The sequence below is a fragment of the Myroides sp. LoEW2-1 genome (assembly GCF_009767705.1).
Taxonomy (GTDB): domain Bacteria; phylum Bacteroidota; class Bacteroidia; order Flavobacteriales; family Flavobacteriaceae; genus Flavobacterium; species Flavobacterium album_A.
Genome location: NZ_WSPP01000002.1, coordinates 13,708 through 38,440, shown reverse-complemented (window position 1 = coordinate 38,440; position 24,733 = coordinate 13,708). Strand labels below are relative to the sequence as shown.

General features: G+C 36.2%; 20 protein-coding genes and 4 tRNA genes. 2 read left to right on the top strand and 22 right to left on the bottom strand.

The window, feature by feature from the left end; genetic code table 11:
* Positions 1–9 precede the first annotated feature (9 nt).
* The gene (locus tag GOQ24_RS00240) at positions 10–3,252 is read right to left on the bottom strand and encodes a SusC/RagA family TonB-linked outer membrane protein (RefSeq protein WP_155091315.1); all 3,243 of its coding nucleotides are present in this window, start codon (positions 3,250–3,252) and stop codon (positions 10–12) included.
* A gap of 220 nt (positions 3,253–3,472) precedes the next feature.
* On the opposite strand from GOQ24_RS00240, the gene GOQ24_RS00235 reads away from it, so the two are divergent.
* Both GOQ24_RS00235 and GOQ24_RS00230 read left to right on the top strand, forming a co-directional pair.
* Positions 3,473–4,063, top strand: a complete 591-nt coding sequence (locus GOQ24_RS00235; RefSeq protein WP_160338870.1) for a superoxide dismutase — start codon at positions 3,473–3,475, stop codon at positions 4,061–4,063.
* The gene (locus tag GOQ24_RS00230; RefSeq protein ID WP_155091313.1) at positions 4,063–4,452 is read left to right on the top strand and encodes a hypothetical protein; all 390 of its coding nucleotides are present in this window, start codon (positions 4,063–4,065) and stop codon (positions 4,450–4,452) included. The genes GOQ24_RS00235 and GOQ24_RS00230 overlap by 1 nt, the downstream gene beginning before the upstream one ends.
* A gap of 249 nt (positions 4,453–4,701) precedes the next feature.
* Here GOQ24_RS00230 and GOQ24_RS00225 read toward each other — a convergent pair whose 3' ends face one another.
* From GOQ24_RS00225 to GOQ24_RS00125, 21 genes are all read right to left on the bottom strand, one after another.
* A complete protein-coding gene (locus tag GOQ24_RS00225) occupies positions 4,702–5,007 on the bottom strand; it encodes a DUF3467 domain-containing protein (protein ID WP_155091312.1) in 306 nt (101 codons plus the stop codon).
* Between the two features lie 21 nt (positions 5,008–5,028).
* Positions 5,029–9,300: a DNA-directed RNA polymerase subunit beta' gene (gene rpoC / locus GOQ24_RS00220; RefSeq protein ID WP_155091311.1), complete on the bottom strand. Its 4,272-nt coding sequence runs from the start codon at positions 9,298–9,300 to the stop codon at positions 5,029–5,031.
* Between the two features lie 72 nt (positions 9,301–9,372).
* Positions 9,373–13,185 carry a DNA-directed RNA polymerase subunit beta gene (gene rpoB, locus GOQ24_RS00215; RefSeq protein WP_155091310.1) on the bottom strand — a complete coding sequence of 1,271 codons (3,813 nt, stop codon included), beginning with the start codon at positions 13,183–13,185 and terminating at the stop codon, positions 9,373–9,375.
* 123 nt (positions 13,186–13,308) lie between these two features.
* Positions 13,309–13,677, bottom strand: coding sequence for a 50S ribosomal protein L7/L12 (gene rplL, locus GOQ24_RS00210; protein ID WP_155091309.1), 369 nt, complete (start codon positions 13,675–13,677; stop codon positions 13,309–13,311).
* Positions 13,678–13,762: 85 nt separating this feature from the next.
* On the bottom strand, positions 13,763–14,251 hold the full coding sequence (rplJ, locus tag GOQ24_RS00205) for a 50S ribosomal protein L10 (protein WP_155091308.1): 489 nt from the start codon (positions 14,249–14,251) through the stop codon (positions 13,763–13,765).
* Positions 14,252–14,273: 22 nt separating this feature from the next.
* On the bottom strand, positions 14,274–14,963 hold the full coding sequence (rplA, locus tag GOQ24_RS00200) for a 50S ribosomal protein L1 (protein WP_155091307.1): 690 nt from the start codon (positions 14,961–14,963) through the stop codon (positions 14,274–14,276).
* A gap of 18 nt (positions 14,964–14,981) precedes the next feature.
* A complete protein-coding gene (gene rplK / locus GOQ24_RS00195; RefSeq protein WP_155091306.1) occupies positions 14,982–15,419 on the bottom strand; it encodes a 50S ribosomal protein L11 in 438 nt (145 codons plus the stop codon).
* 54 nt (positions 15,420–15,473) lie between these two features.
* The gene (nusG, locus tag GOQ24_RS00190) at positions 15,474–16,028 is read right to left on the bottom strand and encodes a transcription termination/antitermination protein NusG (RefSeq protein WP_155091305.1); all 555 of its coding nucleotides are present in this window, start codon (positions 16,026–16,028) and stop codon (positions 15,474–15,476) included.
* 11 nt (positions 16,029–16,039) lie between these two features.
* Complete coding sequence (secE, locus tag GOQ24_RS00185; RefSeq protein ID WP_160338871.1) at positions 16,040–16,237, bottom strand: preprotein translocase subunit SecE; 198 nt, start codon at positions 16,235–16,237, stop codon at positions 16,040–16,042.
* 12 nt (positions 16,238–16,249) lie between these two features.
* Positions 16,250–16,320: transfer RNA gene (locus GOQ24_RS00180), tRNA-Trp, on the bottom strand.
* 58 nt (positions 16,321–16,378) lie between these two features.
* Positions 16,379–17,566: an elongation factor Tu gene (gene tuf, locus GOQ24_RS00175; RefSeq protein WP_155091303.1), complete on the bottom strand. Its 1,188-nt coding sequence runs from the start codon at positions 17,564–17,566 to the stop codon at positions 16,379–16,381.
* A 58-nt stretch (positions 17,567–17,624) separates the two neighbouring features.
* Positions 17,625–17,696 (bottom strand) — tRNA-Thr (locus GOQ24_RS00170).
* 19 nt (positions 17,697–17,715) lie between these two features.
* Positions 17,716–17,799 (bottom strand) — tRNA-Tyr (locus GOQ24_RS00165).
* A 30-nt stretch (positions 17,800–17,829) separates the two neighbouring features.
* Positions 17,830–17,903: transfer RNA gene (locus tag GOQ24_RS00160), tRNA-Thr, on the bottom strand.
* 96 nt (positions 17,904–17,999) lie between these two features.
* A complete protein-coding gene (hpf, locus tag GOQ24_RS00155; protein ID WP_155091302.1) occupies positions 18,000–18,296 on the bottom strand; it encodes a ribosome hibernation-promoting factor, HPF/YfiA family in 297 nt (98 codons plus the stop codon).
* Positions 18,297–18,314: 18 nt separating this feature from the next.
* Complete coding sequence (locus tag GOQ24_RS00150; protein WP_155091301.1) at positions 18,315–19,217, bottom strand: tyrosine-type recombinase/integrase; 903 nt, start codon at positions 19,215–19,217, stop codon at positions 18,315–18,317.
* A gap of 66 nt (positions 19,218–19,283) precedes the next feature.
* Positions 19,284–19,478: a 30S ribosomal protein S21 gene (gene rpsU, locus GOQ24_RS00145; RefSeq protein WP_155091418.1), complete on the bottom strand. Its 195-nt coding sequence runs from the start codon at positions 19,476–19,478 to the stop codon at positions 19,284–19,286.
* Positions 19,479–19,591: 113 nt separating this feature from the next.
* Entirely contained in the window at positions 19,592–20,335 is a 744-nt protein-coding gene (locus GOQ24_RS00140; protein WP_155091300.1) for a LytR/AlgR family response regulator transcription factor, read from the bottom strand.
* Positions 20,335–21,432: a sensor histidine kinase gene (locus tag GOQ24_RS00135; protein ID WP_230381493.1), complete on the bottom strand. Its 1,098-nt coding sequence runs from the start codon at positions 21,430–21,432 to the stop codon at positions 20,335–20,337. Before GOQ24_RS00135 ends, GOQ24_RS00140 begins: the two co-directional genes overlap by 1 nt.
* A gap of 28 nt (positions 21,433–21,460) precedes the next feature.
* Positions 21,461–22,081 carry a tetratricopeptide repeat protein gene (locus GOQ24_RS00130; RefSeq protein WP_131540236.1) on the bottom strand — a complete coding sequence of 207 codons (621 nt, stop codon included), beginning with the start codon at positions 22,079–22,081 and terminating at the stop codon, positions 21,461–21,463.
* 108 nt (positions 22,082–22,189) lie between these two features.
* On the bottom strand, positions 22,190–24,322 hold the full coding sequence (locus tag GOQ24_RS00125) for a TonB-dependent receptor (RefSeq protein ID WP_160338869.1): 2,133 nt from the start codon (positions 24,320–24,322) through the stop codon (positions 22,190–22,192).
* Positions 24,323–24,733: the final 411 nt, after the last annotated feature.

Here is a 24,733-nt window from a genome sequence, read left to right as displayed (position 1 = left end):
CTTTATATATTATATTTCAAGTTTCAAATTAAAACCATAGGTAGCAGGAGAAGGCATCTGTCCCATCTCTACTCCAGGCATCATCGACCCACCATTTAGAGCAGCCGTTTCTGGATCAAACAAAGGGAAATTTGACAACATAGCTAAGTTGCGTCCAAAGATTGATAAGCTTAACTTTTTTAATCTCAACTTATCTAAAACAGTTTTAGGAAAACTGTACTCTAAGCTTACCTCTCTTAACTTCACATAAGAGGCATCAAATGTATTAGACTCTAAATTAGCTCTACGGTAATACTCTTTATAATAATCAGCTGGTGCAACTTGAGTTGTATTGGGAGAAAATGAACCATCGCCATTTTGCACTACTCCATCTCCAACGATGTACCCTTGCTCACGACCGTATAAGGTATGTTTCAACTTACCTTGCTCACTCATCTTGTGATGCGATTGAGAATAAACTTTTCCACCATACTGTCCATCAATTGTAAAGCTAAAAGTTACATTCTTGTATTTTAATGTATTCGTCCATCCCATCGTCCAATCAGCATAAGCGCTACCGATATAGTGTAAATCATTCGATTGTTCTGGCAATCCCTTGTCATTGTAGATAATTTGACCTTGGTCATTTCGAACAAACTTAGCTCCATATAAGTCACCTGTACTTCCTCCAACCTTCGCAATGATTGAAGCTGTACCCGATTGAGCAATTACTTGTTCATCTCCTCCTTCAAACTCTTCTGCCAAACTCAATATCTTATTCTCATTCTTCGCCCAATTCAAAGAGGTTCTCCAAGAGAAATGTTTTGTTTTAACAGGAGTACCACTCACCATCAATTCGATACCTTTGTTCTGAATATCACCCATATTCAAAACTTTCTTACTATAACCTGTTGCGTAGTTTAAAGGCACCGTTAAAATCTGGTTCTCGGTATTAGTTTTATACAAGGTAACGTCAAAAGATAAGCGATTCTTGAACATCCTTTGCTCATAACCAATTTCATAACTTCTTGTGCGTTCTGGCTTTAAGTCATCATTGTGTAAGGTTGTAGGTGAAGTAGCAGAACTTGCAAATGCACTATTGCTATAATACAGCAACGTTTGATATGGCTTAGTACCATTACCTACTTCAGCAAAAGAAAATCGCAATTTAGAGTAATCTATCACAGAAGGTAGATTAAAAATATCACTTAAAATAAAGCTTGTATTAACAGAAGGATACATGAATGACCAATTTCCCTTTTGAAGTGTACTTGACCAATCATTTCTCAAAGTTGCATCTACAAAGACTTTATTCTTGTACCCAAATGAAGCTGTCCCATAAAGAGAGTTAACTTTATAATCCCTATCGCTAACATTCGTAGTTGGATTATTAATCCCATTTGCCAACATATATACTCCTGGGGTTACAAGCCCATCTACATAAGCTGACACACTGTGGTATTTAGAGTTCAACATATTCCCTCCAAAAGACGCACTATAACTGTATAAATCCGAATCATCATTGGTATATGACAATAAGAAATCTGTATTGATTTCTTGGAAATTAATTTGTTGTGTTTTATAGTATCCTTTACCAAACTTAGTAGTACTATACGGTCGCTTTTGTTCTCTATTATCATTTCGAGAATTAAGAGCCCCGCGAACCATTAACTTTAATTTAGGAGCAAGATCAATATCGGCAGATAAACTACCTGTTAAGGTATTCGTATTTAGAGGATTTGTAGTTTCATAGGCAATTAAATATGGGTTTTCTATATAAGAACTAAAAGGGTGTATCTGATCGATTTGTTCATATCCACTTTTCCAAATGGGACGATACCAATCTAAATCGACATTGGGATTTTGAAATATCATAAAGTACCCTATAGTATGGTTTCCATAACCTGTACCTGGTAAGTTATCACTCTTTCTATTTGTATAACTCATATTGGCATTAACCGTTACACCTTTAGATATATCGTATTTAGCCTTTGTAGACACAGTTGTACGATCAAAACCTGTATTTGGCATGATCCATTCATTTTTAGAATGCGTGATCGTTGAACGGATATCTCCTTTGTCGCTTCCCCCAGAAAGACTCAAAGAATTCGTCATAGTCATTCCCGTTCTCCAAAAATCTTTGATATTGTTCTTGTAAGGTCGCCACAATGTGCGTTCCTCTCCCTGCCCTTCTGTTAGAGGGTCATACTGGAAGAAATACTGTCCGTCGAACTTAGGTCCGAAAGCACTACTTGTACTTCCTGTGTTACCACCATCCTCAGACAAGCCATATGAGTAGTATGGATTACCATCCTTGTCGAAACTCTTCCCTGATCCTTGACCATACTTATACTGATAATCTGGCCAACGCTGAATTACGTCAAAACTAACATTAGAATTAAATGAAATTCCTACACCTTTCTGGTTTTTACCTGATTTTGTTGTTACCATCAATACACCATTAGAAGCACGTGAACCATACAAAGCTGCTGCACCTGGCCCTTTTAAAACAGTAATAGATTCTATGTCATCTGGATTTATATCAGCAATTCCATTTCCATAGTCAACTGGTGCATCATTACTAATATATGAGCTACTTGCTCCACTATCCCAAAGATCATTATTCATAACCACTCCGTCGATTACAACAAGAGCACCATTACTCGACATATCTAATGACCGATCACCACGAAGCTTAATCTGAGTAGAATTCATTGGTCCTGAACTGGAAGACAACATAGTCATTCCTGCTACTTTACCTTTTAATGCATCTGACCAACTATTAGATCGCGCTCTTTCAAGGTCCTCATTCTTCAAAGTTTGTTGAGAATAACCAAGTTTCTTTTCCTCTCGCTTAATTCCAAGTGCAGTAACAACCACCTCATTAAGCATATTACTCGATTCCTTTAAGTTTATTCTTAGAAACTTACCCTTTTGTAACGTAACACGTTGAGTTTCGAAACCAATAAAAGAAACTTCTACTTCAATACTTTCAGTATTCGATGAATTTTCAAATTTAAAACGTCCATCAAGTTCAGTACTGGTTGCACTACCTGACTTTAAATGTAAAACAGTAGCACCAGGTAAAGGGATACCAAAATTGTCAATAACTTGCCCAATAAAATTCTGTTGCTGAAGATCATCATTGATTACACTTTGATGTACGTGGTTGGAATGCTTATCATCATTGGCGTAACTTGATTGAATAGAACATAAACTCAAGGTACCTACAAGAAAATAAAAAACATGCCCACTTCTAATAACTTTTTTCATTTCTACTTATTTGTGTTGTTAATAATTCAAATAGTAACTATTCAAATGCATCACAAATAACATAATTTCTAAAATGAAAATTTAAAATTCCAGATTAAGTCTCTGTTAACCAATATGAAGAAATCATTAAGAGATTTTATCTTCAATTAATCCCTTAATTATTTTTTTAGTTGAGTCTAAATTTATATTTTTACACAACTAATTTAAAACTAACAACGATATGACATTCACATTACCACAGTTACCATATGAAACTACAGCTTTTGAGCCTATTATCTCAAAAGAAGGATTTGAATATCACTATGGAAAGCATCATCAAACTTATGTAAACAACCTTAATAATTTGATAACAAATACTCAATATGAGAATGAGAGTTTAGAGAACATTATCAAAGTCAGTTTTGACAAAGGCGAAACAGGTATTTACAACAATGCAGCACAACACTTTAATCACTCATTCTATTGGAAGTGTTTAACTCCCCAAAAGACAGAGCAACCACATGGAAAAATAAAAGAACTAATAGAAAGAGATTTTAATTCCATAGAAGAATTTAAAAAACAATTCACTGAAATAGCGACAAAACTTTTCGGAGCAGGTTGGGTATGGTTAGCATTAAATATGAATGGACAGCTTGAAATATTACCAATGAAAGACGCTGACACGCCATTAATAAAAAACATGAAACCAATACTAACTATAGATGTATGGGAGCATGCCTACTACATAGATCACAGAAACGCAAGACCAAAATTCATTGAAGGCTTTTGGGAAATAATCAATTGGGAATTTGCTAACCAAAATTTATTATAATGAGTATAAACTGTCTAAAATTTGTAGAAGAATCTTGGAAGCTTAAACAAGCTACAGCTGACAAACTGATAGAGACAGGCAAAAAAGAAGAAGCCCTGTATTCATACATTGAAGCCTTTACTAGAGCAGAACTGATGCAGACTAACTATTGGAAATGTTTATTGAGCAATATTCCTATCTATAGTTACTACATCGAATCATGCATCAGAATAAGTCAGCTCAGCTATGATCTTAAAGATTATAGTAACTCGAAAAAATACTATCGAAAAGCAATAGAGCTAATAGAATTCTACGAAAAAAACATAGACAGTATCTCAAAAGAGCCAACAAATTTTGGTAGGCTAAAAACTATACTTGCAACGATAAAACTGCAATGTAATTTCGAATAAATCTTCATTATATATAACTAATTGTAAGAAAATAAAGATTATAGTTTGTATGACATAATAGGTACAGAAAGTACAAAGAGAAAGCCATAAACCTCTATTTATGTAAGGCAAGCACAAGTATTATTTTATTTTTTTTGCTTTATTTTTTTACAATTTAAAAGGGCGCTATACCATAAGCGCCCTTTTTATTTTATAAAAAGAAAACCCCCTACTCAAATGAATAGGGGGTTTAGATATGATGATATAAAATTATGCTTTTCCTTTAGGTCCAAAGCTTACAGAGTTCGGATCAAAAACACTACCACTGTCATTAATCTCACCATTAGCTGCTTCAAATCTTTGTAGATTATCTAACAAGGCATTTGCTAATCGCTTAGCATGATGGGGAGTTAAAATAATACGAGATTTCACCTTAGCTTTAGGAACTCCAGGCATAACACTAGCAAAATCAACAACAAACTCAGTGTTTGAATGATTAATTATTGCAAGATTACTAAAAGTACCCTCGGCAGTTAGCTCATCAAGCTCAATGTCAAATTTATGATCTTCACTCATAATCTTATATTTATTTAATTATTAAAGGATACCATCCTCCTCTAAAGAACTTACAACAATATTGTCGTAATCTCTCATACCTGTACCAGCAGGGATTCTATGTCCAACAATAACATTCTCTTTCAATCCTGTTAATGTATCAACCTTACCAGCAACAGCAGCTTCGTTCAATACTTTTGTTGTTTCCTGGAAAGAAGCAGCAGAGATAAATGATTTTGTCTGTAATGAAGCTCTAGTAATACCTTGAAGAATTGGAGTACCTGTAGCTGGCATTACATCACGCGCAACAACTAAGTTCTTATCTTCACGTCTTAATAAAGAGTTTTCATCACGTAACTCTCTCATTGTAACAATTTGTCCTTCTTTTAGATTTTCAGATTCACCAGCATCTTCAACTACTTTCATTCCGAATAATCTATCGTTCTCTTCGATAAAATCACTTGCGTGTACTAATTGATCCTCTAAGAATAAAGTATCCCCTGGATCTTGAATCTGCACTTTACGCATCATTTGACGAATAACAACCTCGAAGTGTTTATCGCTAATTTTTACACCTTGCAAACGGTAAACCTCTTGAATTTCATTAACCAAGTACTGTTGAACAGCAGAAGGCCCTTGAATTCTTAAGATATCTTCCGGAGTAATAGCTCCATCAGATAATGGCATACCAGCTTTAACGAAGTCATTTTCTTGAACAAGAATTTGATTAGATAACTTAACTAAGTATTTTCTAACATCACCTGTTTTAGACTCAACGATGATTTCGCGGTTACCTCTCTTAATCTTACCAAAAGATACAACACCATCTATTTCAGAAACAACAGCAGGGTTTGAAGGATTACGAGCTTCTAATAACTCTGTAATTCTTGGAAGACCTCCTGTAATATCCCCAGCTTTAGATGTGTGACGAGGAATCTTAACTAAAACTTTACCAGCTTTAATTTTCTCACCATCATTTACCATTAAGTGTGACCCTACTGGTAAGTTGTAAGAACGTATTAACTCACCATCTTTACCATAAATTAATAAAGTAGGAATTAACTTTTTATTTCTTGACTCAGTAATAACTTTCTCTTGGAATCCAGTTTGCTCATCGATCTCAACCATGAACGTTTGTCCTTGCTCGATATCTTCGTAAGCAATCTTACCAGTAAACTCAGAAACAATTACACCATTATAAGGGTCCCATTTACAGATAGTAGTTCCCTCTTCAACAATAGCTCCATCCTCAACATAGATTGTAGAACCGTAAGGAATATTATTCGTAGTTAATAAAATACCTGTATTAACATCAAATAATTTAGCCTCAGTCGAACGAGAAATAACGATATCAATAACTTTCCCTTCATTATCCTCTCCTTTAACTGTTTTTAAGTCTTCCATTTCAAGACGACCTTTAAACTTAGAGTTGATACTTGAAGTTTCTGAAATATTACCTGCAGTACCCCCAACGTGGAACGTTCTTAATGTTAACTGTGTACCAGGCTCACCAATAGATTGAGCTGCAACAACTCCAACTGCCTCACCTTTTTGAACCATCTTAGCAGTAGCTAAGTTACGTCCATAACACTGAGAACAAATACCAGCTTTAGCCTCACAAGTTAATGGAGAGCGAACCTCGATTGACTCAATTGGTGCAGCATTAATAGCTTTAGCAATTGCTTCACTAACTTCTTGACCTGCGTGTACAATGATTTCAGAGTTTAATGGATTCACTACATCATTCAATGAAACACGACCTAATACTCTTTCTCCTAATGATTCAATAACTTCCTCATTCTTTTTAAGAGCTTTAACTTCGATTCCTCTTAAAGTACCACAATCTTCACTATTTACAATTACATCTTGTGCAACATCGTGTAAACGACGAGTTAAGTAACCAGCATCCGCAGTTTTTAATGCCGTATCGGCAAGACCTTTACGTGCACCGTGCGTAGAAATAAAGTACTCTAAAATCGAAAGTCCCTCTTTAAAGTTAGAAAGAATTGGGTTTTCAATAATCTCACCACCACCAGCAGTAGATTTTTTAGGCTTAGCCATCAAACCACGCATACCAGTTAACTGACGAATCTGCTCTTTAGAACCACGCGCTCCAGAATCAAGCATCATGTACACAGAGTTAAACCCTTGTTTATCCTCACGGATATTCTTCATCGCAAGCTCAGTTAACATTGCGTTTGTAGATGTCCAAACGTCAATTACCTGATTGTAACGCTCATTATTTGTGATAAGACCCATGTTATAGTTCATCGTAATATGATCTACTTGTTGGTTCGCATCATCAATTAATTCTTGTTTACGTCCAGGAATCATAATATCACCTAAACTGAATGATAAACCACCACGGAATGCGTAACCGTATCCCATGTTCTTAATATCATCAAGGAATGCTGCCGTAGTAGGCACATCAGTGATACTTAAAATACGACCAATAATATCTCTTAAAGATTTCTTAGTCAATACTTCATTAATATATCCTGCTACCTCAGGTACAACCTCGTTAAATAAGATTCTACCAGCTGTAGTTTCAATAATTTGATAAACTAACTCTCCTTCAGCGTTATAGTCTTTAGCTCTAACTTTAACACCTGCATTCAAATCTAATTTACCCTCATTAATAGCAATGTGTACTTCTTCTACAGAATAGAAAGTAAGACCTTCTCCTTTTACAATTTCCTCTGGTGTAGACTTACGTAACTTAGTCATATAGTATAGACCAAGTACCATGTCTTGAGAAGGTACAGTAATAGGAGCACCATTTGCAGGATTCAAGATATTGTGAGAAGCTAACATTAACAATTGAGACTCTAAAATAGCTTCAGGTCCTAATGGTAAATGCACAGCCATCTGGTCACCATCGAAATCGGCATTAAATGCAGTACACACTAATGGGTGTAACTGAATTGCTTTACCTTCAATCAACTTAGGTTGAAAAGCTTGAATACCCAATCTGTGTAACGTAGGAGCACGGTTCAAAAGAACTGGATGTCCTTTAATCACGTTCTCTAAGATATCCCAAACAACAGGCTCTTTCTTATCTATAATTTTCTTTGCAGATTTTACTGTTTTTACGATACCTCTTTCTATTAACTTACGAATAACAAAAGGTTTGTAAAGTTCAGCAGCCATATCTTTTGGCAATCCACACTCGTATAACTTTAACTCAGGTCCAACAACAATTACTGAACGAGCAGAATAGTCAACACGTTTACCTAATAAGTTCTGACGGAAACGACCTTGTTTACCTTTCAACGAATCAGATAAAGATTTTAATGGACGATTAGATTCAGTTTTAACAGCAGAAGATTTTCTTGTGTTGTCAAATAGAGAATCTACAGCTTCTTGAAGCATACGTTTTTCATTACGCAAAATAACTTCAGGAGCTTTAATCTCCATTAATCGTTTTAAACGGTTGTTTCTAATAATTACACGACGATATAAGTCATTCAAATCAGAAGTTGCAAAACGACCTCCATCTAATGGAACTAATGGACGTAATTCAGGTGGAATAACTGGAATAACTTTCAAGATCATCCACTCAGGTCTGTTCTCGCGATTCAAATTTGATTCACGGAAAGACTCTACAACTTGTAAACGTTTTAATGCCTCAGTTTTTCTTTGCTTAGATGTTTCATTATTAGCAGCATGACGCAGTGTATATGACAATTCATCTAAGTCAGTAGTTGCCAATAAATCCATAATACATTCAGCACCCATTTTAGCGATGAATTTATTAGGATCATTGTCATCTAAATATTGATTTTCCATCGGAAGAGTATCACAGATATTCAAATACTCTTCTTCAGTTAAGAAATCTAAACGTTTGATAGGTTCACCTTCAGCGTCTTTTGCAATACCCGCTTGGATAACAACATAACGCTCATAATAGATTATCATATCTAATTTCTTAGATGGTAATCCTAAGATATAACCAATCTTATTTGGAAGAGAACGGAAGTACCAGATATGAGCGATTGGAACAACCAAGTTAATGTGTCCTACGCGATCTCTACGTACTTTTTTCTCAGTAACTTCAACCCCACAACGGTCACATACGATCCCTTTGTAACGGATTCTTTTATACTTACCACAAGCACACTCATAATCTTTTACAGGTCCGAAAATACGTTCACAGAAAAGACCATCTCTCTCAGGTTTATGAGTACGATAGTTAATAGTTTCTGGTTTTAAAACTTCCCCTCTTGATTCAGCAAGAATCGATTCAGGTGAAGCTAAACCGATTGAGATTTTATTAAACCTTTTAACGGTATTTTTCTCTTTATTTTTATTCATGGTAAACTTACTTGTTAAAGTGTATGATATTAAGAGTAAGCAGTAAAGTACTGCTTACTCTATTATCTTAGTTTAATCTTCTAATCTGATGTCTAATCCAAGACCTTTTAATTCATGCATTAATACATTGAATGATTCAGGTAGTCCTGGTTCTGGCATAGTTTCCCCTTTAACGATAGCTTCGTAAGTTTTCGCTCTACCAATAACGTCATCTGATTTCACCGTCAAAATCTCACGTAATGTACTTGATGCACCATAAGCCTCTAAAGCCCATACCTCCATCTCTCCAAAACGTTGACCTCCAAATTGAGCCTTACCTCCTAATGGTTGTTGAGTAATCAACGAGTAAGGACCAATAGAACGTGCGTGCATTTTATCATCAACCATGTGACCTAATTTCAACATGTAGATAACACCCACTGTAGCTCTTTGGTGGAATCTCTCACCTGTACCTCCATCATAAAGGTAAGTGTGTCCGAATCTTGGAATACCAGCTTCATCAGTTAACTCATTAATCTGATCTAATTCTGCACCGTCAAAGATTGGTGTAGCATACTTCTTACCTAATTTAAGACCTGCCCAACCTAAAACTGTTTCATAAATCTGACCAATGTTCATACGCGAAGGTACCCCTAATGGGTTCAACACAATATCAACTGGTGTACCATCTTCTAAGAATGGCATATCCTCGTCTCTAACGATTCTCGCAACGATACCTTTGTTACCGTGACGTCCTGCCATTTTATCTCCCACACGTAGTTTTCTTTTCTTAGCAATGTAAACTTTTGCTAATTTAAGAATTCCTGATGGTAACTCATCTCCAACAGTAATCATGAATTTCTCTCTTCTAAGTACCCCTTGTAGATCATTCAATTTAATCTTGTAATTGTGGATTAAATCAGTAATCATATCATTAGCATCCTCATCAGTTGTCCATTGACCTTTTGTTAAATGAGCAAAGTCATCAACAGCATAAAGCATTTTTTGAGTAAACTTCTTACCTTTTGGTAAAATTTCTTCTCCTAAATCGTTTAACACCCCCTGAGATGTTTTTCCATTTACGATAAAGAATAATTTCTCAACTAAACGCTCTTTCAATTCGTTAAACTTAACTTCAAACTTAGTTTCAAGTAAAGCCAATTCATCTTTATCTTTAGAACGTTTACGTTTATCTTTTACTGCACGTGCAAATAACTTTTTATCTAATACAACTCCTCTTAATGAAGGAGAAGCTTTTAATGAAGCATCCTTAACATCCCCAGCTTTATCACCGAAAATAGCACGAAGTAATTTTTCTTCTGGTGTTGGATCTGACTCTCCTTTAGGAGTAATCTTACCAATTAAAATATCACCAGGTTTCACTTCAGCACCAATACGGATCATACCGTTTTCATCCAAATCTTTTGTTGCTTCTTCAGAAACGTTAGGAATATCATTAGTTAATTCTTCATTACCTAATTTAGTATCTCTAACTTCTAAAGTATAGTCATCGATATGAATAGATGTAAAGATATCCTCTCTCACTACTTTCTCAGAGATTACGATAGCATCCTCAAAGTTATAACCTTTCCATGGCATAAAAGCCACTTGTAGATTACGACCTAATGCTAACTCTCCAGCTTGGGTAGCGTATCCATCACAAAGCACTTGACCTTTAGTTACTCTATCACCTTTTCTAACGATTGGTTTTAGGTTAATACAAGTACTTTGATTCGTTTTTCTAAACTTAATTAAATTATAAGATTTCTCATCTGGATCAAAGCTAATCAATCGCTCATCATCCGTACGATCATACTTAATAATAATTTTCTGAGCATCTACATATTCAACAGTTCCATCTCCTTCAGCATTAATTAAAACACGTGAATCAGAAGCAACTTGTCTTTCTAAACCAGTACCTACAATTGGAGATTCTGGACGTAATAAAGGAACAGCTTGACGCATCATGTTAGATCCCATCAACGCACGGTTCGCATCATCATGCTCTAAGAAAGGAATCAATGAAGCAGAAATAGAAGCAATTTGGTTTGGTGCAACGTCGGTATAATGTATATCCTTAGGTTCAACCACAGGGAAATCCCCTTCCTCTTTAACAACTACTCTTTCTTCCGTCATTCTTCCTTCAGTATCAACAGGAACGTTTGCTTGTGCAATTAACATTCCTTCTTCCTCTTCTGCACTTAAGTAAACAGGCTCATTAACGATATCTACTTTACCATCAACTACAGGACGATAAGGAGTCTCGATGAATCCCATATTATTTACTTTAGCGTATACAGCTAAAGAAGAAATAAGACCAATGTTTGGTCCCTCAGGAGTCTCAATAGGACATAAACGTCCGTAGTGAGTATAGTGAACGTCACGAACCTCGAAACCAGCTCTCTCTCTAGATAAACCTCCAGGTCCTAAAGCAGATAAACGACGTTTGTGAGTGATCTCAGCCAATGGGTTCGTTTGATCCATAAACTGAGACAACTGATTTGTTCCAAAAAATGAATTAATAACTGACGATAAAGTCTTAGCGTTAATCAAATCGATAGGAGTAAACACTTCGTTGTCACGTACATTCATACGCTCGCGAATTGTTCTAGCCATACGAGCTAAACCAACACCAAACTGAGCAGATAATTGCTCACCTACAGTTCTAACACGACGGTTAGATAAGTGGTCAATATCATCAATCTCAGCTTTTGAGTTAATTAATTCAATCAAGTACTTAACAATAGTGATAATATCTTCTTTTGTTAAAACTTGTTTATCAATAGGGGTATCAAGATTAAGTTTTTTGTTCATTCTGTAACGACCAACTTCACCTAGATTGTAACGTTGATCAGAGAAGAACAATTTGTCAATAATACCACGTGCAGTCTCCTCATCAGGCGGTTCAGCATTACGCAACTGACGGTAGATATGCTCTACTGCCTCTTTTTCAGAGTTAGTAGGGTCCTTTTGTAAAGTATTATGTATGATGGCATAATCTGCCTGATTATTGTCCTCTTTATGTATAAGGATAGTCTTAACGTTAGCCTCAATGATTTCTTCGACATTATCTTTATCTAGGACTGTATCACGGTCTAAGATAATCTCATTTCTTTCAATTGAAACAACCTCTCCAGTATCCTCATCTACGAAGTCTTCATGCCAAGTGTTTAAAACACGAGCAGCAAGTCTTCGGCCGATGTATTTCTTTAAACCAGTTTTTGATACTTTAACCTCTTCCGCTAAATCGAAAATCTCAAGGATATCTTTATCTCTTTCAAATCCGATAGCACGGAATAAAGTTGTCACTGGTAACTTTTTCTTTCTATCGATATAAGCATACATCACGCTATTAATATCGGTAGCAAACTCAATCCATGATCCCTTAAAAGGAATAACTCTCGCTGAATACAATTTAGTACCATTAGCATGAAATGATTGTCCAAAGAAAACACCAGGTGAACGGTGTAACTGTGAAACAACGACTCTCTCAGCTCCATTGATTACAAAAGTACCACTTGGAGTCATATACGGTATTGTTCCTAAATAAACATCTTGAACGATAGTTTCAAAATCTTCGTGTTCAGGGTCAGTACAGTATAACTTCAAGCGCGCTTTTAGCGGAACGCTGTAAGTTAGTCCTCTGTCAATACATTCTTCAATAGAATAACGAGGAGGATCAACAAAATAATCAAGGAACTCCAACACGAACTGGTTTCTTGTATCAGTAATCGGGAAGTTCTCCATGAAGGTATTGTACAAACCTTCTTTGCCTCTCTCTTCGGACTTCGTTTCTAATTGAAAGAAATCTTTGAAGGATTTAACCTGAATATCCAAGAAATCTGGGTAAGCAGGAATATTCTTCGTAGAAGCAAAATTTAATCTTTCAGTCTGATTTGTGATCATCAATGGACAAAAAATTTTGATTAGAATTTGAATAATAGCGTACAAATCGCTTTATACGCAAAATGGTTTAGGCCATTGGGAATGCTCCCAAGGCCTAAACCTAGAATATTTTAGAAAGAAAGCTTATTTAAGCTCAACTACAGCTCCAGCTTCTTCTAATGATTTTTTAAGACCTTCAGCCTCATCTTTAGAAACTCCTTCTTTGATGTTAGCTGGTGTAGAATCTACGATATCTTTAGCTTCTTTTAATCCTAAACCTGTTAATTCTTTAACAGCTTTAACTACAGCTAATTTAGAAGCTCCTGCCTCTTTCAATACAACTGTAAATTCAGTTTGCTCTTCAGCAGCACCACCGTCAGCACCACCAGCAACAACTACTGCTGCAGCAGCTGGTTCGATTCCGTACTCGTCTTTTAATATAGTTGCTAATTCGTTAACTTCTTTAACTGTTAAGTTAACTAATTGTTCTGCGAATTGTTTCAAATCTGCCATTTTTCTATCTTTTAATGATTTGTAAAAATATAATTTATTAATGTGCGTTCGTTATGTGAACAATGAAAGACTTTCAATAGATATACTATTCTTCGTCTTTTGATTGATTTTGTAGAGCTGAAATAACTCTTTGAGCTGGAGATTGTAGTAATCCAATGATTTCTGCAATAACTTCTTCTTTAGATTTAATAGCTACTAATGTATCTAATAAGTTATCTCCAACATAAATTTCTTCGTTGATGTAAGCTCCTTTAAAAAGAGGTTTGTCACCTTTTTTACGGAAATCTTTAATAACTTTTGCTGGAGCATTAGCTACTTCAGCAAACATAATAGCGCTATTTCCTTTTAAAGTAGAAGGAAGCTCTTCATAGTTCTTATCAGAAGATTCCATAGCTTTTGCAAGCAATGTGTTTTTAACAACCTCTAACTTAATTCCAGCTTTGTTACAAGCTTTTCTTAATCCAGAAGTAACCTCTGCATTTAATCCCGAAATATCAGCGATGTAAATAATGTTATTATCAGCTAATTTAGCTTTTAAATCCTCTATCGCTACTGCTTTTTGTTCTCTAGTCATACGTGTAATTTTTATCTACCAATTATACTGCTTTAGGATCTAAAGCAATAGCAGGGCTCATAGTACTAGATATATGAATAGACTTGATATAAGTACCTTTAGCTGCAGTTGGTTTTAATTTGATTAATGTTTGAATTAATTCAGCTGCGTTGTCTGCGATTTTCTCAGCATCAAAAGATGCTTTTCCGATAGCCGCGTGAACAATTCCAGTTTTATCAACTTTAAAATCGATTTTACCAGCTTTCACTTCTTGAACTGCTTTCGCAACGTCCATAGTTACTGTACCAGTCTTAGGGTTAGGCATTAAACCTCTTGGACCTAAAACACGTCCTAAAGGACCTAATTTACCCATTACAGCAGGCATAGTGATGATAACATCAACATCTGTCCAACCATCTTTAATTTTTTGTAAATAATCGTCAAGTCCTACATAGTCAGCTCCAGCTGCAGTAGCTTCCGCTTCTTTATCAGGAGTTACTAATGCTAATACTCTAACGTCTTTACCTGTTCCGTGTGGTAAAGTTACAACTCCACGAACCATTTGGTTAGCTTTACGAGGATCTACACCTAAACGCACAGCGATATCTACAGATTCGTCAAATTTTGCAGATGCAACTTCTTTAATCAACGCAGATGCATCAGTTAAAGAATATAATCTGTTCTTCTCGATCTTAGCAGCTGCTTCTTTTTGCTTTTTCGTTAATTTTGCCATTTCTTCTTTCTTTTACAATTAAAAAGGAGCATTTCCTGTTACTGATATACCCATAGATCTTGCAGTACCAGCTATCATACTCATAGCTGCTTCAACTGTAAATGCATTTAAGTCAGGCATTTTATCTTCTGCAATAGCACGAACTTGATCCCAAGTTACGCTAGCTACTTTTTTTCTATTTGGCTCTCCAGATCCAGATTTCACTTTCGCAGCCTCTAATAATTGAACAGCAGCAGGTGGCGTTTTAACAACAAAATCAAAAGATTTGTCTTTGTACACAGTAATTTGTACTGGTAACACTTTGCCAGGTTTATCTTGTGTTCTAGCATTAAATTGCTTACAGAACTCCATGATATTAACTCCAGCAGCCCCCAAAGCAGGTCCAACCGGTGGCGATGGGTTCGCAGCACCTCCCTTAACTTGTAGTTTAACTACTTTACTAATTTCTTTTGCCATTTTTCAAAAATTTAGCACATCTCTTTTGGAAGCAAGATGCGTTTATATGTAACATTATAATTTTTCAACTTGCGTAAAAGTCAACTCTAATGGAGTCTTTCTTCCGAAAATCTTAACCATAACTTCCAACTTGCGTTTTTCTTCGTTAATCTTTTCAACAACTCCATCAAATCCATTAAATGGACCATCAATCACTTTTACATTCTCTCCTTCTTTGAATGGTATAACACCCATGTCAACTTTAACAGAAAGCTCGTCTACTCTTCCCAAGATACGATTAACTTCAGCCTCTCTAACTGGCAATGGCTCTCCTCCTTTTTTCTCGCTTAAAAAACCAATTACACTTGGTATTGATTTAATAACGTGAGGAACTTCACCTGTTAAATTAGCTTCGATATAAACATATCCTGCAAAATATACACGTTCTGTCGTTTTCTTTTTTCCATCTTTAGTAACACTAACAACCTTCTCGGTAGGCACTAAGACTTGAGATAGATAATCAGAAAGTCCTAAGCGAGCAATCTCAGTTTCGATATAATTCTTAACCTTCAATTCATGTCCGCTGACTGTACTGATTACATACCATTTTTTTACGCTTGTATCAGCCATAATATTTTTTCTTATGCTTTAGCCCATTTATAGAATATACCTAACAAATCTGCAAAAAGTGTATCCACACCCCAAGTTGCCAGCGAAAACAATACTGCAAAAATAGCTACAATAATTGTATAACGTTGTACATCCGACCATGGTGACCAAGTTACATTTGTTTTAAGTTCTGTAAAAGACTCTGATATGTAATTAAAAACTTTCATGATAAATCTTTTTTGCACGGGTGGAGGGATTCGAACCCCCATCAACGGTTTTGGAGACCGCTATTCTACCCTTGAACTACACCCGTTTGTTAATAAAAGTCAGCGGTAGTCCCGCTGACTTTAAAATTTATTTATACTAATAAATTAGTCTAAAATTTCAGTTACCTGACCAGCACCTACTGTTCTACCACCTTCACGGATAGCGAAACGTAAACCTACTGATAAAGCGATTGGGCTTAACAACTCAACAGTGATAGTTAAGTTATCCCCAGGCATAACCATCTCAGTTCCTTCTGGTAATTGGATTGTTCCAGTTACGTCAGTTGTACGAACGTAGAATTGAGGACGGTAGTTGTTATGGAATGGAGTGTGACGTCCACCTTCTTCTTTTTTCAAGATATAAACCTCAGCTTTGAATTTAGCGTGTGGTTTTACTGAACCTGGTTTACAAATAACCATACCACGACGGATATCAGTTTTGTCAATACCTCTCAATAATAAACCTACGTTATCTCCAGCTTCTCCACGGTCTAAGATTTTACGGAACATCTCAACTCCTGTAATTGTAGAAGTTAATTTGTCAGCTCCCATACCGATGATTTCAACAGCATCTCCTGTATTAGCAACTCCAGTTTCGATACGTCCTGTAGCAACAGTTCCACGTCCTGTAATTGTAAATACGTCTTCTACTGGCATTAAGAATGGTTTCTCGTTATCACGTACTGGCTCTTCGATCCAGTTGTCAACTTCTTCCATTAACTCTAATAATGCATCAACCCATTGTTTCTCTCCGTTTAAAGCTCCTAAAGCAGAACCTTTAACTACTGGTCCATTATCACCATCGTATTGGTAGAAAGATAATAAATCTCTTACTTCCATCTCAACAAGCTCTAATAACTCAGCATCATCAACTAAGTCAACTTTGTTTAAGAATACAACGATTCTTGGAATACCTACCTGACGTCCTAAAAGGATGTGCTCACGTGTTTGTGGCATTGGTCCATCAGTAGCAGCAACTACTAAGATAGCACCATCCATTTGAGCAGCACCAGTAACCATGTTTTTCACGTAATCCGCGTGACCTGGACAGTCAACGTGCGCATAGTGACGGTTTTTTGTTTGGTACTCTACGTGAGAAGTATTAATTGTAATACCACGCTCTTTTTCTTCTGGAGCGTTATCAATTGAATCAAATGAACGAGCCTCAGAGAATCCTGCATCAGCTAATACTTTAGTAATAGCAGCTGTAGTAGTAGTTTTACCGTGGTCAACGTGTCCGATAGTACCGATGTTTAAGTGCGGCTTCGAACGATCAAAAGTTTCCTTTGCCATGATTTAATAATTTAATCTTAGTTATATAATTAGTGTTCAAATATAATAAAAAAACCTGAGCCAATGACGGGATTTGAACCCGTGACCTCTTCCTTACCAAGGAAGCACTCTACCCCTGAGCTACACCGGCTTTTGTCTCTTATATTTAGTGGTGGGGAGAGCAGGATTCGAACCTGCGAAGGTTTCCCAACGGATTTACAGTCCGTCCTCGTTGGCCGCTTGAGTATCTCCCCTCAAACTGTGTTTGATATTGCTTTTCCTTGAGCCGATGGAGGGACTCGAACCCACGACCTGCTGATTACAAATCAGCTGCTCTAGCCAGCTGAGCTACACCGGCAATTGACTCAATAGAAAAAGTCCGCTATTTCTAACGGACTGCAAATGTATATATTTTATTGATTAAAAAAAACAATTTACTTATTTTTTTCAATTATTATAACTTCTGTTTTTCTTTGAATTTCACAACTAAACGCTCTAAAGCGTCGGCTCCTAAGTCCACACTCTCTTCAAAACTTTTACTTGTTTTTTTCACTATCATCTCATCACCTGGCACCAACAATTTCATCTCTGCCGTTTTGTTTTCCTTATCACTAGAGTTCTCTAATTTTAGAAAAACATCAACTGAAACTACTTTATCATAAAATTTTTCCACTTTAGCCAAACGCTCATTGACAAAATCTACCAACTTGCGATCTACATTGAAATTTACAGCCTGAATGTTTACTTTCATAACTAACGATTTTAAAGGTTAATCTTTATTCTTCTTCGTTCGGGGATGTGTCGCCTTATACACTTTCTTCAATTCAGATAAATTGACTTGCGCATACATTTGTGTAGTTGACAAACTTTCATGCCCCATTAATTCTTTAATTGAATTTATATCCGCTCCATTCTCCAATAAATGAGTTGCAAACGAATGTCTCAACACGTGAGGACTATTCTTTTCCTTACTTGTTGTATCACTAAAGTAGCGATTTATTACGCCATAAACAAACATTTCATCAATTTTATTCCGCCTTTTATTTAGTAATAACTCTCCTCCACAAGCTATCTCACTCACTTCCAAATCCCTAACTTTAATATACCTTTTCAACAATTCTTCTAACTCCATTATCATTGGTATATTTCTTCGCTTATTGCCTTTTCCCACAACTCTCACTTGATGCAAGTCGAAGTCAATATCATTCACTTTCAAGTTTACCAACTCTGCTCGGCGCAACCCCAACCCATATAACAACTCTACAATAACCAAATCCCTCAAACTATCAAATCCTTCTTCCGCAACTAATCTTTCCCTCACCAATTCAATCTCTTGTTTACTATAAGGCAACTGTAATCTCTTTTTCACTTTCAACGAGCGATGCAGTTGAAGAGGATTCAACTCAACTTCTTTTACCTGCATCAGGAATTTATAATAACTGCGCAATGCACTAACCTTTCGATTAATAGATCTATTTTGAATACCGGATTCTGCAAGCCCTACCAACCAGCCTCTAACCTGATCATAAGTTACCTCCTTATAACTCACACATTCGACTTCCAAAAAAGCCATAAAAGATTCGATATCTCGCTTATAAGCAATAATCGTCTTGTCTGAATAATTCTTTTCCTTGTCTAAATACGCTAAAAATCTCTGTAAACTTTCTTCCATAAAAAAACCGTTGCAACAAAGTTAATACTTTATTACAACGGTTAGCTTTTTATTCACAACCCTATCTTAGATTTCTACTGAATCTCTTAAGTGTTGGATATATGCAGCTTTTTGCATTTTGTCTCTTTTTTGTACAGACGGTTTCGTGAAATGCTGACGAGATCTTAACTGACGTAATGTCCCAGTTCTGTCAAATTTTCTTTTATAGCGCTTTAGTGCTCTATCGATATTTTCTCCGTCTTTAATTGGAATGATCAACATGTTTTCATACACCTCCTCTCATTTAGTGGTGCAAAAGTAAAGCTTTTTTTATCTAACACAATAAAAAAACAACTTTTTTTATTCAGCATCAGCATTTTTCGTTTTACTTCTAACTAATTCTCCGCTAACCAGCTCTTAAATTCACCCACTCTTTCTCTACTCACAATCACCTCAGCTGTATAATTCTTCATCGTTAGTTTTAACCGAGAAGTAGATAATTGTATAATCTGTTCTATATAATCGATGCTCACTACTTGAGATCTATTCACCCGAAAGAACTTCTTCGGACTAACCGTTTTAATAACAGCCTCTAGAGACTCCTCATCTAACAGATGAGTCTTACCTTCCACTGTCGAAATATATACTCCTCTATCCTCTCTATAAAAACATACTACCTCATCCACCAACACCATCTTTATCTGCATTCCCACTTTTATCATCAGCCGTTTTGCATAGTTACTCCCCCCTATACTGTGTCTGAGGCTCTCTACCGTCTGTGTTGTACTGCGTTGTTGTGCCTTGTATTTATTAATAGCACCCAACAACTCTATTGGCTCTATCGGTTTTAATAAATAATCAATGCTATTTAGCTTAAATGCCTTAATCGCATAATGATCAAAACTTGTGACAAAGATAATAGCGCTCTTAACCTCTACTTGCTCGAATATCTCTAAAGATAATCCATCTGCTAACTGTATATCAGCAAATATCAAATCTGGATGCTCATGTTGCATCAACCAAAGTATAGCCTCTCCTACAGAATACAATATCTGCTGTACCTCGAATCCTAACTTCTCCAGCTCTCTTGTCAGCAGTCTCGCTGCAGGTTTCTCATCTTCTATAATTACTATTTTCATCAACTCTCTATTCTAACTAAAGGAATTCTAACACTAAAACTATCTTCCAAATCACTTATCTCAATATCTTGCTTCACCATTAACTTATTGCGCTTAGACAAATTCTGTAATCCCAGTCCAGATGAATACACTTCTTTGGGCTTAGCATATTTTTCATTCCACAGTACTAACCCTCCTTCTTCTATACGCAATTCTACTCTAATACTTCCCTCCGAAGGAATTACATTGTGCTTTACTACATTTTCAATCAATAGTTGCAAACTCAAGGTAGGCACTTCTACATCATCATACTTCATCACCTCTTCACTAATGCTAAATGCTATTGCATTATCATATCTCACATTGAGTAGATAGACATAATCTCTTATAAAAGATACTTCGTCAGATAAGTTACACAAGGGATAATCTAACTTCTCTAATACATATCTATATATCTTAGAGAACGAACGGGCAAACTGTTCTGCCTTTACTGGATCTTCTTGGATTGTACTGATGAGTACATTCATATTGTTAAACAAGAAATGGGGAGACAGTTGTTCTTTCATCCCTTCTATTTGACTTTTTTGTAGCTCTATCTCCATCTCTCTATTCTTTAATTCTAACAACCTAAGTTCATCGTGATAGGCAAACGTAAACACAATAAGCAAAATAAAAGTACTTAATAACAATGCTCCTAAAAAATTGCCAAAACTTAAATGTTGCCCAAGAAAGAAAGCTTTAAAAGACAAGCTATAAAATAAATTCAAAATTAGCGCCAAGAATAAGTAATAAGAAACTATAGATGTCAAAATGCCATTGACAAAAAAAACAGCGTTACGAGTAATCTTACTCATAGCTATTTCATTTTTAGCATCTCGTTTATCCATTACCCTACACACCCATGCACTCGTTAATACATTAGCTGCGTAAATCAACATCGACAATACAAAAGACAAAAACGTATTTTTCAAAAAACGATAATTTATCAATAGCTCACCCAAGCTTAACTCGCTATTACGAAAAGTAAAATACGAAATAACCAAACTGATCAGTACCGATATACTACAGGCCAATACAATATGTCTACGCCAATTAACATTCATTTCTACTTTTTTCATATACTAATTTACTACAAACTCATCTAATTTACTTCACTTTACACATTTCTTGTGTTTTTAATGCCCAATCTTTTCCCCATGATGGATAGAATGGCACATCACTCTCCTGTTTATCGAATAGCTCTATCGACTTCTCTAGCATCTTACAGTAATAATCCATATCTACTTTCATAAACTTAGCACTATTAATCTGAAAACTTGCCACAGAATACACTGCTCTCGGATTAGTAGGGTCTAACTCTATCGCCTTATCATACGCTTTATTGATAATTGGAGTCTGCACCATCCCCTTATTCATCGGATCTGTAATCAACTCTAGTGTCTCATTCATTCCCTTCAGTACATACCACTCGCTTCCCCCTGTTTCTAACCATTGGTCTATTAGTACGCGATTAGCCATCACGATATCTTCTACGGCATCAGCCTGTGGATTACTAAACCCTCCTGTGATACTAATAAGCACCTTGTAGTACACCGGTATCCAGTTCTCTTTATCAGACATCGCTATACGGTCTAACATAGCCACTGCCTCTTTCGATTGCCCACTTTGCCATTGTTGCATCGCTTTTTGCATTCCTGCTTCGTATTTAGATTGTCCGAAACTCACTACACTAAATACACCGAATAATAAAATTAATAACTTTCTCATCTTTCTAATTATTTAATTACACAATAAATCTACACTGACGATTAAACCCTTAAAAAACGAACTGCGCGAACTGTTGTTTCCAATGTCTCTACTGTTTGTATTGTTGTTTTACAAATTCTCCAATTGGTTCTTCTTTTTATCTGCACTTATCGTCCACATAAATCCTACATATATAAATCGCTTCGCAGAGGCATTCGTTACATCTGGTTGTCCTCCACGTTGATTAAACTGATAAGCGTATACAGGATTTCTACCTAACAAATTATCTACTGATAAGTACACTATCTTTTGCCCACTGAATAGATAAGCCCAACTCATACTCACATTGTGTATCGGACTACTCTCATAAGTAGTTTTATTAGTAGTATTCATATCGTAGAAGTGACGTGGACTACTGTAGTTATACGTCATACTCACCTGAGATTTCCATTGATCTATCCAGTACTTCGTCACCACAGAGAAGTTGTGCTTTACTACATAAGACGGCTGTATCCATTCGTTCCAATACATCTCTTTGCGTTGAGAGTCTATATAAGTATAAGTTACCCAATAGCTAAAATTCTTAAACGTGATATTATCTTTCCAAAACAAGTCAAATCCCTTTGCATATCCCTCTCCTAACTGTGCATACTCACTTGGCTTACCTAATGGCGTTAAGAGCAACTTACTATAATCTTTATAGAACATCTCTGCTCTCAATAGACGCTTTCTAAACTCATAAGTATAGTTCAGTATATAATGGTTAGCCTGCATCCAGTCTTCTTGTTTCACTGCTAATGACTGCTCTAAGTTCACAGCCTGATTAAACACCCCATACGAAAAAGACATCTGATGCTTAGGTGTCACCTGATAAGTCAACATCGCACGTGGCTCTACTGTCCAATCTGATATTTCTGAATACTTACTCGTTCTCAAACCTGCCCTCAATGACAAGTCTGACGTTATCTTCCAATTGTTCTCAAAAAACAGTGCCCATCTATTAGTATCTGTACCAAAGGCTTCTGCTCTACTCCCTTCACTTCTCGTCAAATCTAATTTAGAAGCCTGTACATCTACCCCTACAAAAGACAGAAACTGCCCATTCCACTGATAAGAAAACTTCACCTTCTGATTCACATCCCAACTAATCTTCTTTAAGCTCAGATCATTGCTATCTCCTGTATAATCCATATACCCTAACCCTGTACCAATATCAAGTCGCATATAAGGAGTAAGCTTCTTAAAGAACACACTATTCATATACACATTACTCGACTTAAAGCCTAGTGTATCTACTCGATTACTTGGCTGTATCTCTTGCTCATACTTGATGGTAGAGAAGTCCACAGCAGTATATAGTTTATATCCACCATCCTTAATCTCGCGCTTATACATCATCTCCCCAGAAGCTGTAGAGAAAGGTTTTTTAGTATTATATCGCTGCTTTACCACTGCAGTATAGGCTCCTAAGTTTAGATAGTTTAGACTATACGACAGTGAGTTCTTGCCCCACTGATGTGTCTGTGCGAAGCTCCCTCCTACAGTAGAGATAGAGTAGTCTCTACGCGATGGATCTATCTCATCTGATGTATCTAACTGTAATACTCCCGATAACGCATCTCCAAACTCTGCACTATACCCCCCTGCTGAGAAAGATATTCCCTTAAACAGAAACGGATTAAACTTAGAGCGCACAGGTACATTACCTACAGAAGAAGTATAAGGCTGAAACACTCTTACACCATTGACGAATATACCACTCTCCTCTGCTCTACCTCCACGTATCAGTAGTCTCCCATCCTCTCCATTCGTCTGCGCCCCTGGCATGGTACTTAGTACTCCCATAATATTACCGGGACTCCCAGCAGTACTCACTACATCCATTGCATTTAACCCAATACTCTCTGCGCGTTCTCTTTTATTCTTGCTATTCGCGATAATAAGGATTTCTCCCATCACCTCATATTGACTACTTAACACAAAATGTTCATTATAATTCTCCTTTGTATTGATTTCTACATCGAGATTGCCATACTGTGCATGCATTAACTTCAGCACGCCCCTCACTACTGTATCTGTAACTATAAAACTGAAATACCCTTTCGCATCAGTCAATGCTCCCTCGAAGCTATCTTCAAGGTACACATTCACATTCTCGATTGGTTTATTCTTATCGTTTACCACTGTACCCGATAGCAGAATCTGTTGTGCCTGCACAGCACCTACACATAAGGTTAATAACAAACATAGTAGTGTTCTCATCTTTTTCTTGATTAATTCTATCACAAACGTAATCTGACAACACAACTTCTGAAAAAATGAGTGCGTGAATGGGAGTATTTACTGCGCGAACGGAGATTAGTTAACAGTTTTCGGTTAACGGTTCTCAGTTTTAGTGATGTGTATAAACTATAGCTAGGTATCTTGAGATGCTTATTTATTCTTGCTAACTTATAACCATAAAAAAAAACGATAATCCTTATCACCTCTTTATTGACAAGGCTTATAAGAAATCTGTTACGCCTTACTAAGCACTTTGTTCGGAAGCTGTTCGGAAAAACATCGGTATTTAGTAGGATAAAGACCCCTTTTGCGAACGATACTAAATCTGTCTCCGAACCAAACTATATCCAGAAAAACATATCATTACGAACATCCTATATTATACCGTGC

Bases quoted from the DNA above. Each gene is read 5' to 3' on its own strand.
- GOQ24_RS00240 (WP_155091315.1), bottom strand. From the start codon at position 3,252: ATGAAAAAAGTTATTAGAAGTGGGCATGTTTTTTATTTTCTTGTAGGT.
- GOQ24_RS00235 (WP_160338870.1), top strand. From the start codon at position 3,473: ATGACATTCACATTACCACAGTTACCATATGAAACTACAGCTTTTGAG.
- GOQ24_RS00230 (WP_155091313.1), top strand. From the start codon at position 4,063: ATGAGTATAAACTGTCTAAAATTTGTAGAAGAATCTTGGAAGCTTAAA.
- GOQ24_RS00225 (WP_155091312.1), bottom strand. From the start codon at position 5,007: ATGAGTGAAGATCATAAATTTGACATTGAGCTTGATGAGCTAACTGCC.
- rpoC (WP_155091311.1), bottom strand. From the start codon at position 9,300: ATGAATAAAAATAAAGAGAAAAATACCGTTAAAAGGTTTAATAAAATC.
- rpoB (WP_155091310.1), bottom strand. From the start codon at position 13,185: ATGATCACAAATCAGACTGAAAGATTAAATTTTGCTTCTACGAAGAAT.
- rplL (WP_155091309.1), bottom strand. From the start codon at position 13,677: ATGGCAGATTTGAAACAATTCGCAGAACAATTAGTTAACTTAACAGTT.
- rplJ (WP_155091308.1), bottom strand. From the start codon at position 14,251: ATGACTAGAGAACAAAAAGCAGTAGCGATAGAGGATTTAAAAGCTAAA.
- rplA (WP_155091307.1), bottom strand. From the start codon at position 14,963: ATGGCAAAATTAACGAAAAAGCAAAAAGAAGCAGCTGCTAAGATCGAG.
- rplK (WP_155091306.1), bottom strand. From the start codon at position 15,419: ATGGCAAAAGAAATTAGTAAAGTAGTTAAACTACAAGTTAAGGGAGGT.
- nusG (WP_155091305.1), bottom strand. From the start codon at position 16,028: ATGGCTGATACAAGCGTAAAAAAATGGTATGTAATCAGTACAGTCAGC.
- tuf (WP_155091303.1), bottom strand. From the start codon at position 17,566: ATGGCAAAGGAAACTTTTGATCGTTCGAAGCCGCACTTAAACATCGGT.
- hpf (WP_155091302.1), bottom strand. From the start codon at position 18,296: ATGAAAGTAAACATTCAGGCTGTAAATTTCAATGTAGATCGCAAGTTG.
- GOQ24_RS00150 (WP_155091301.1), bottom strand. From the start codon at position 19,217: ATGGAAGAAAGTTTACAGAGATTTTTAGCGTATTTAGACAAGGAAAAG.
- rpsU (WP_155091418.1), bottom strand. From the start codon at position 19,478: ATGTTGATCATTCCAATTAAAGACGGAGAAAATATCGATAGAGCACTA.
- GOQ24_RS00140 (WP_155091300.1), bottom strand. From the start codon at position 20,335: ATGAAAATAGTAATTATAGAAGATGAGAAACCTGCAGCGAGACTGCTG.
- GOQ24_RS00135 (WP_230381493.1), bottom strand. From the start codon at position 21,432: ATGAAAAAAGTAGAAATGAATGTTAATTGGCGTAGACATATTGTATTG.
- GOQ24_RS00130 (WP_131540236.1), bottom strand. From the start codon at position 22,081: ATGAGAAAGTTATTAATTTTATTATTCGGTGTATTTAGTGTAGTGAGT.
- GOQ24_RS00125 (WP_160338869.1), bottom strand. From the start codon at position 24,322: ATGAGAACACTACTATGTTTGTTATTAACCTTATGTGTAGGTGCTGTG.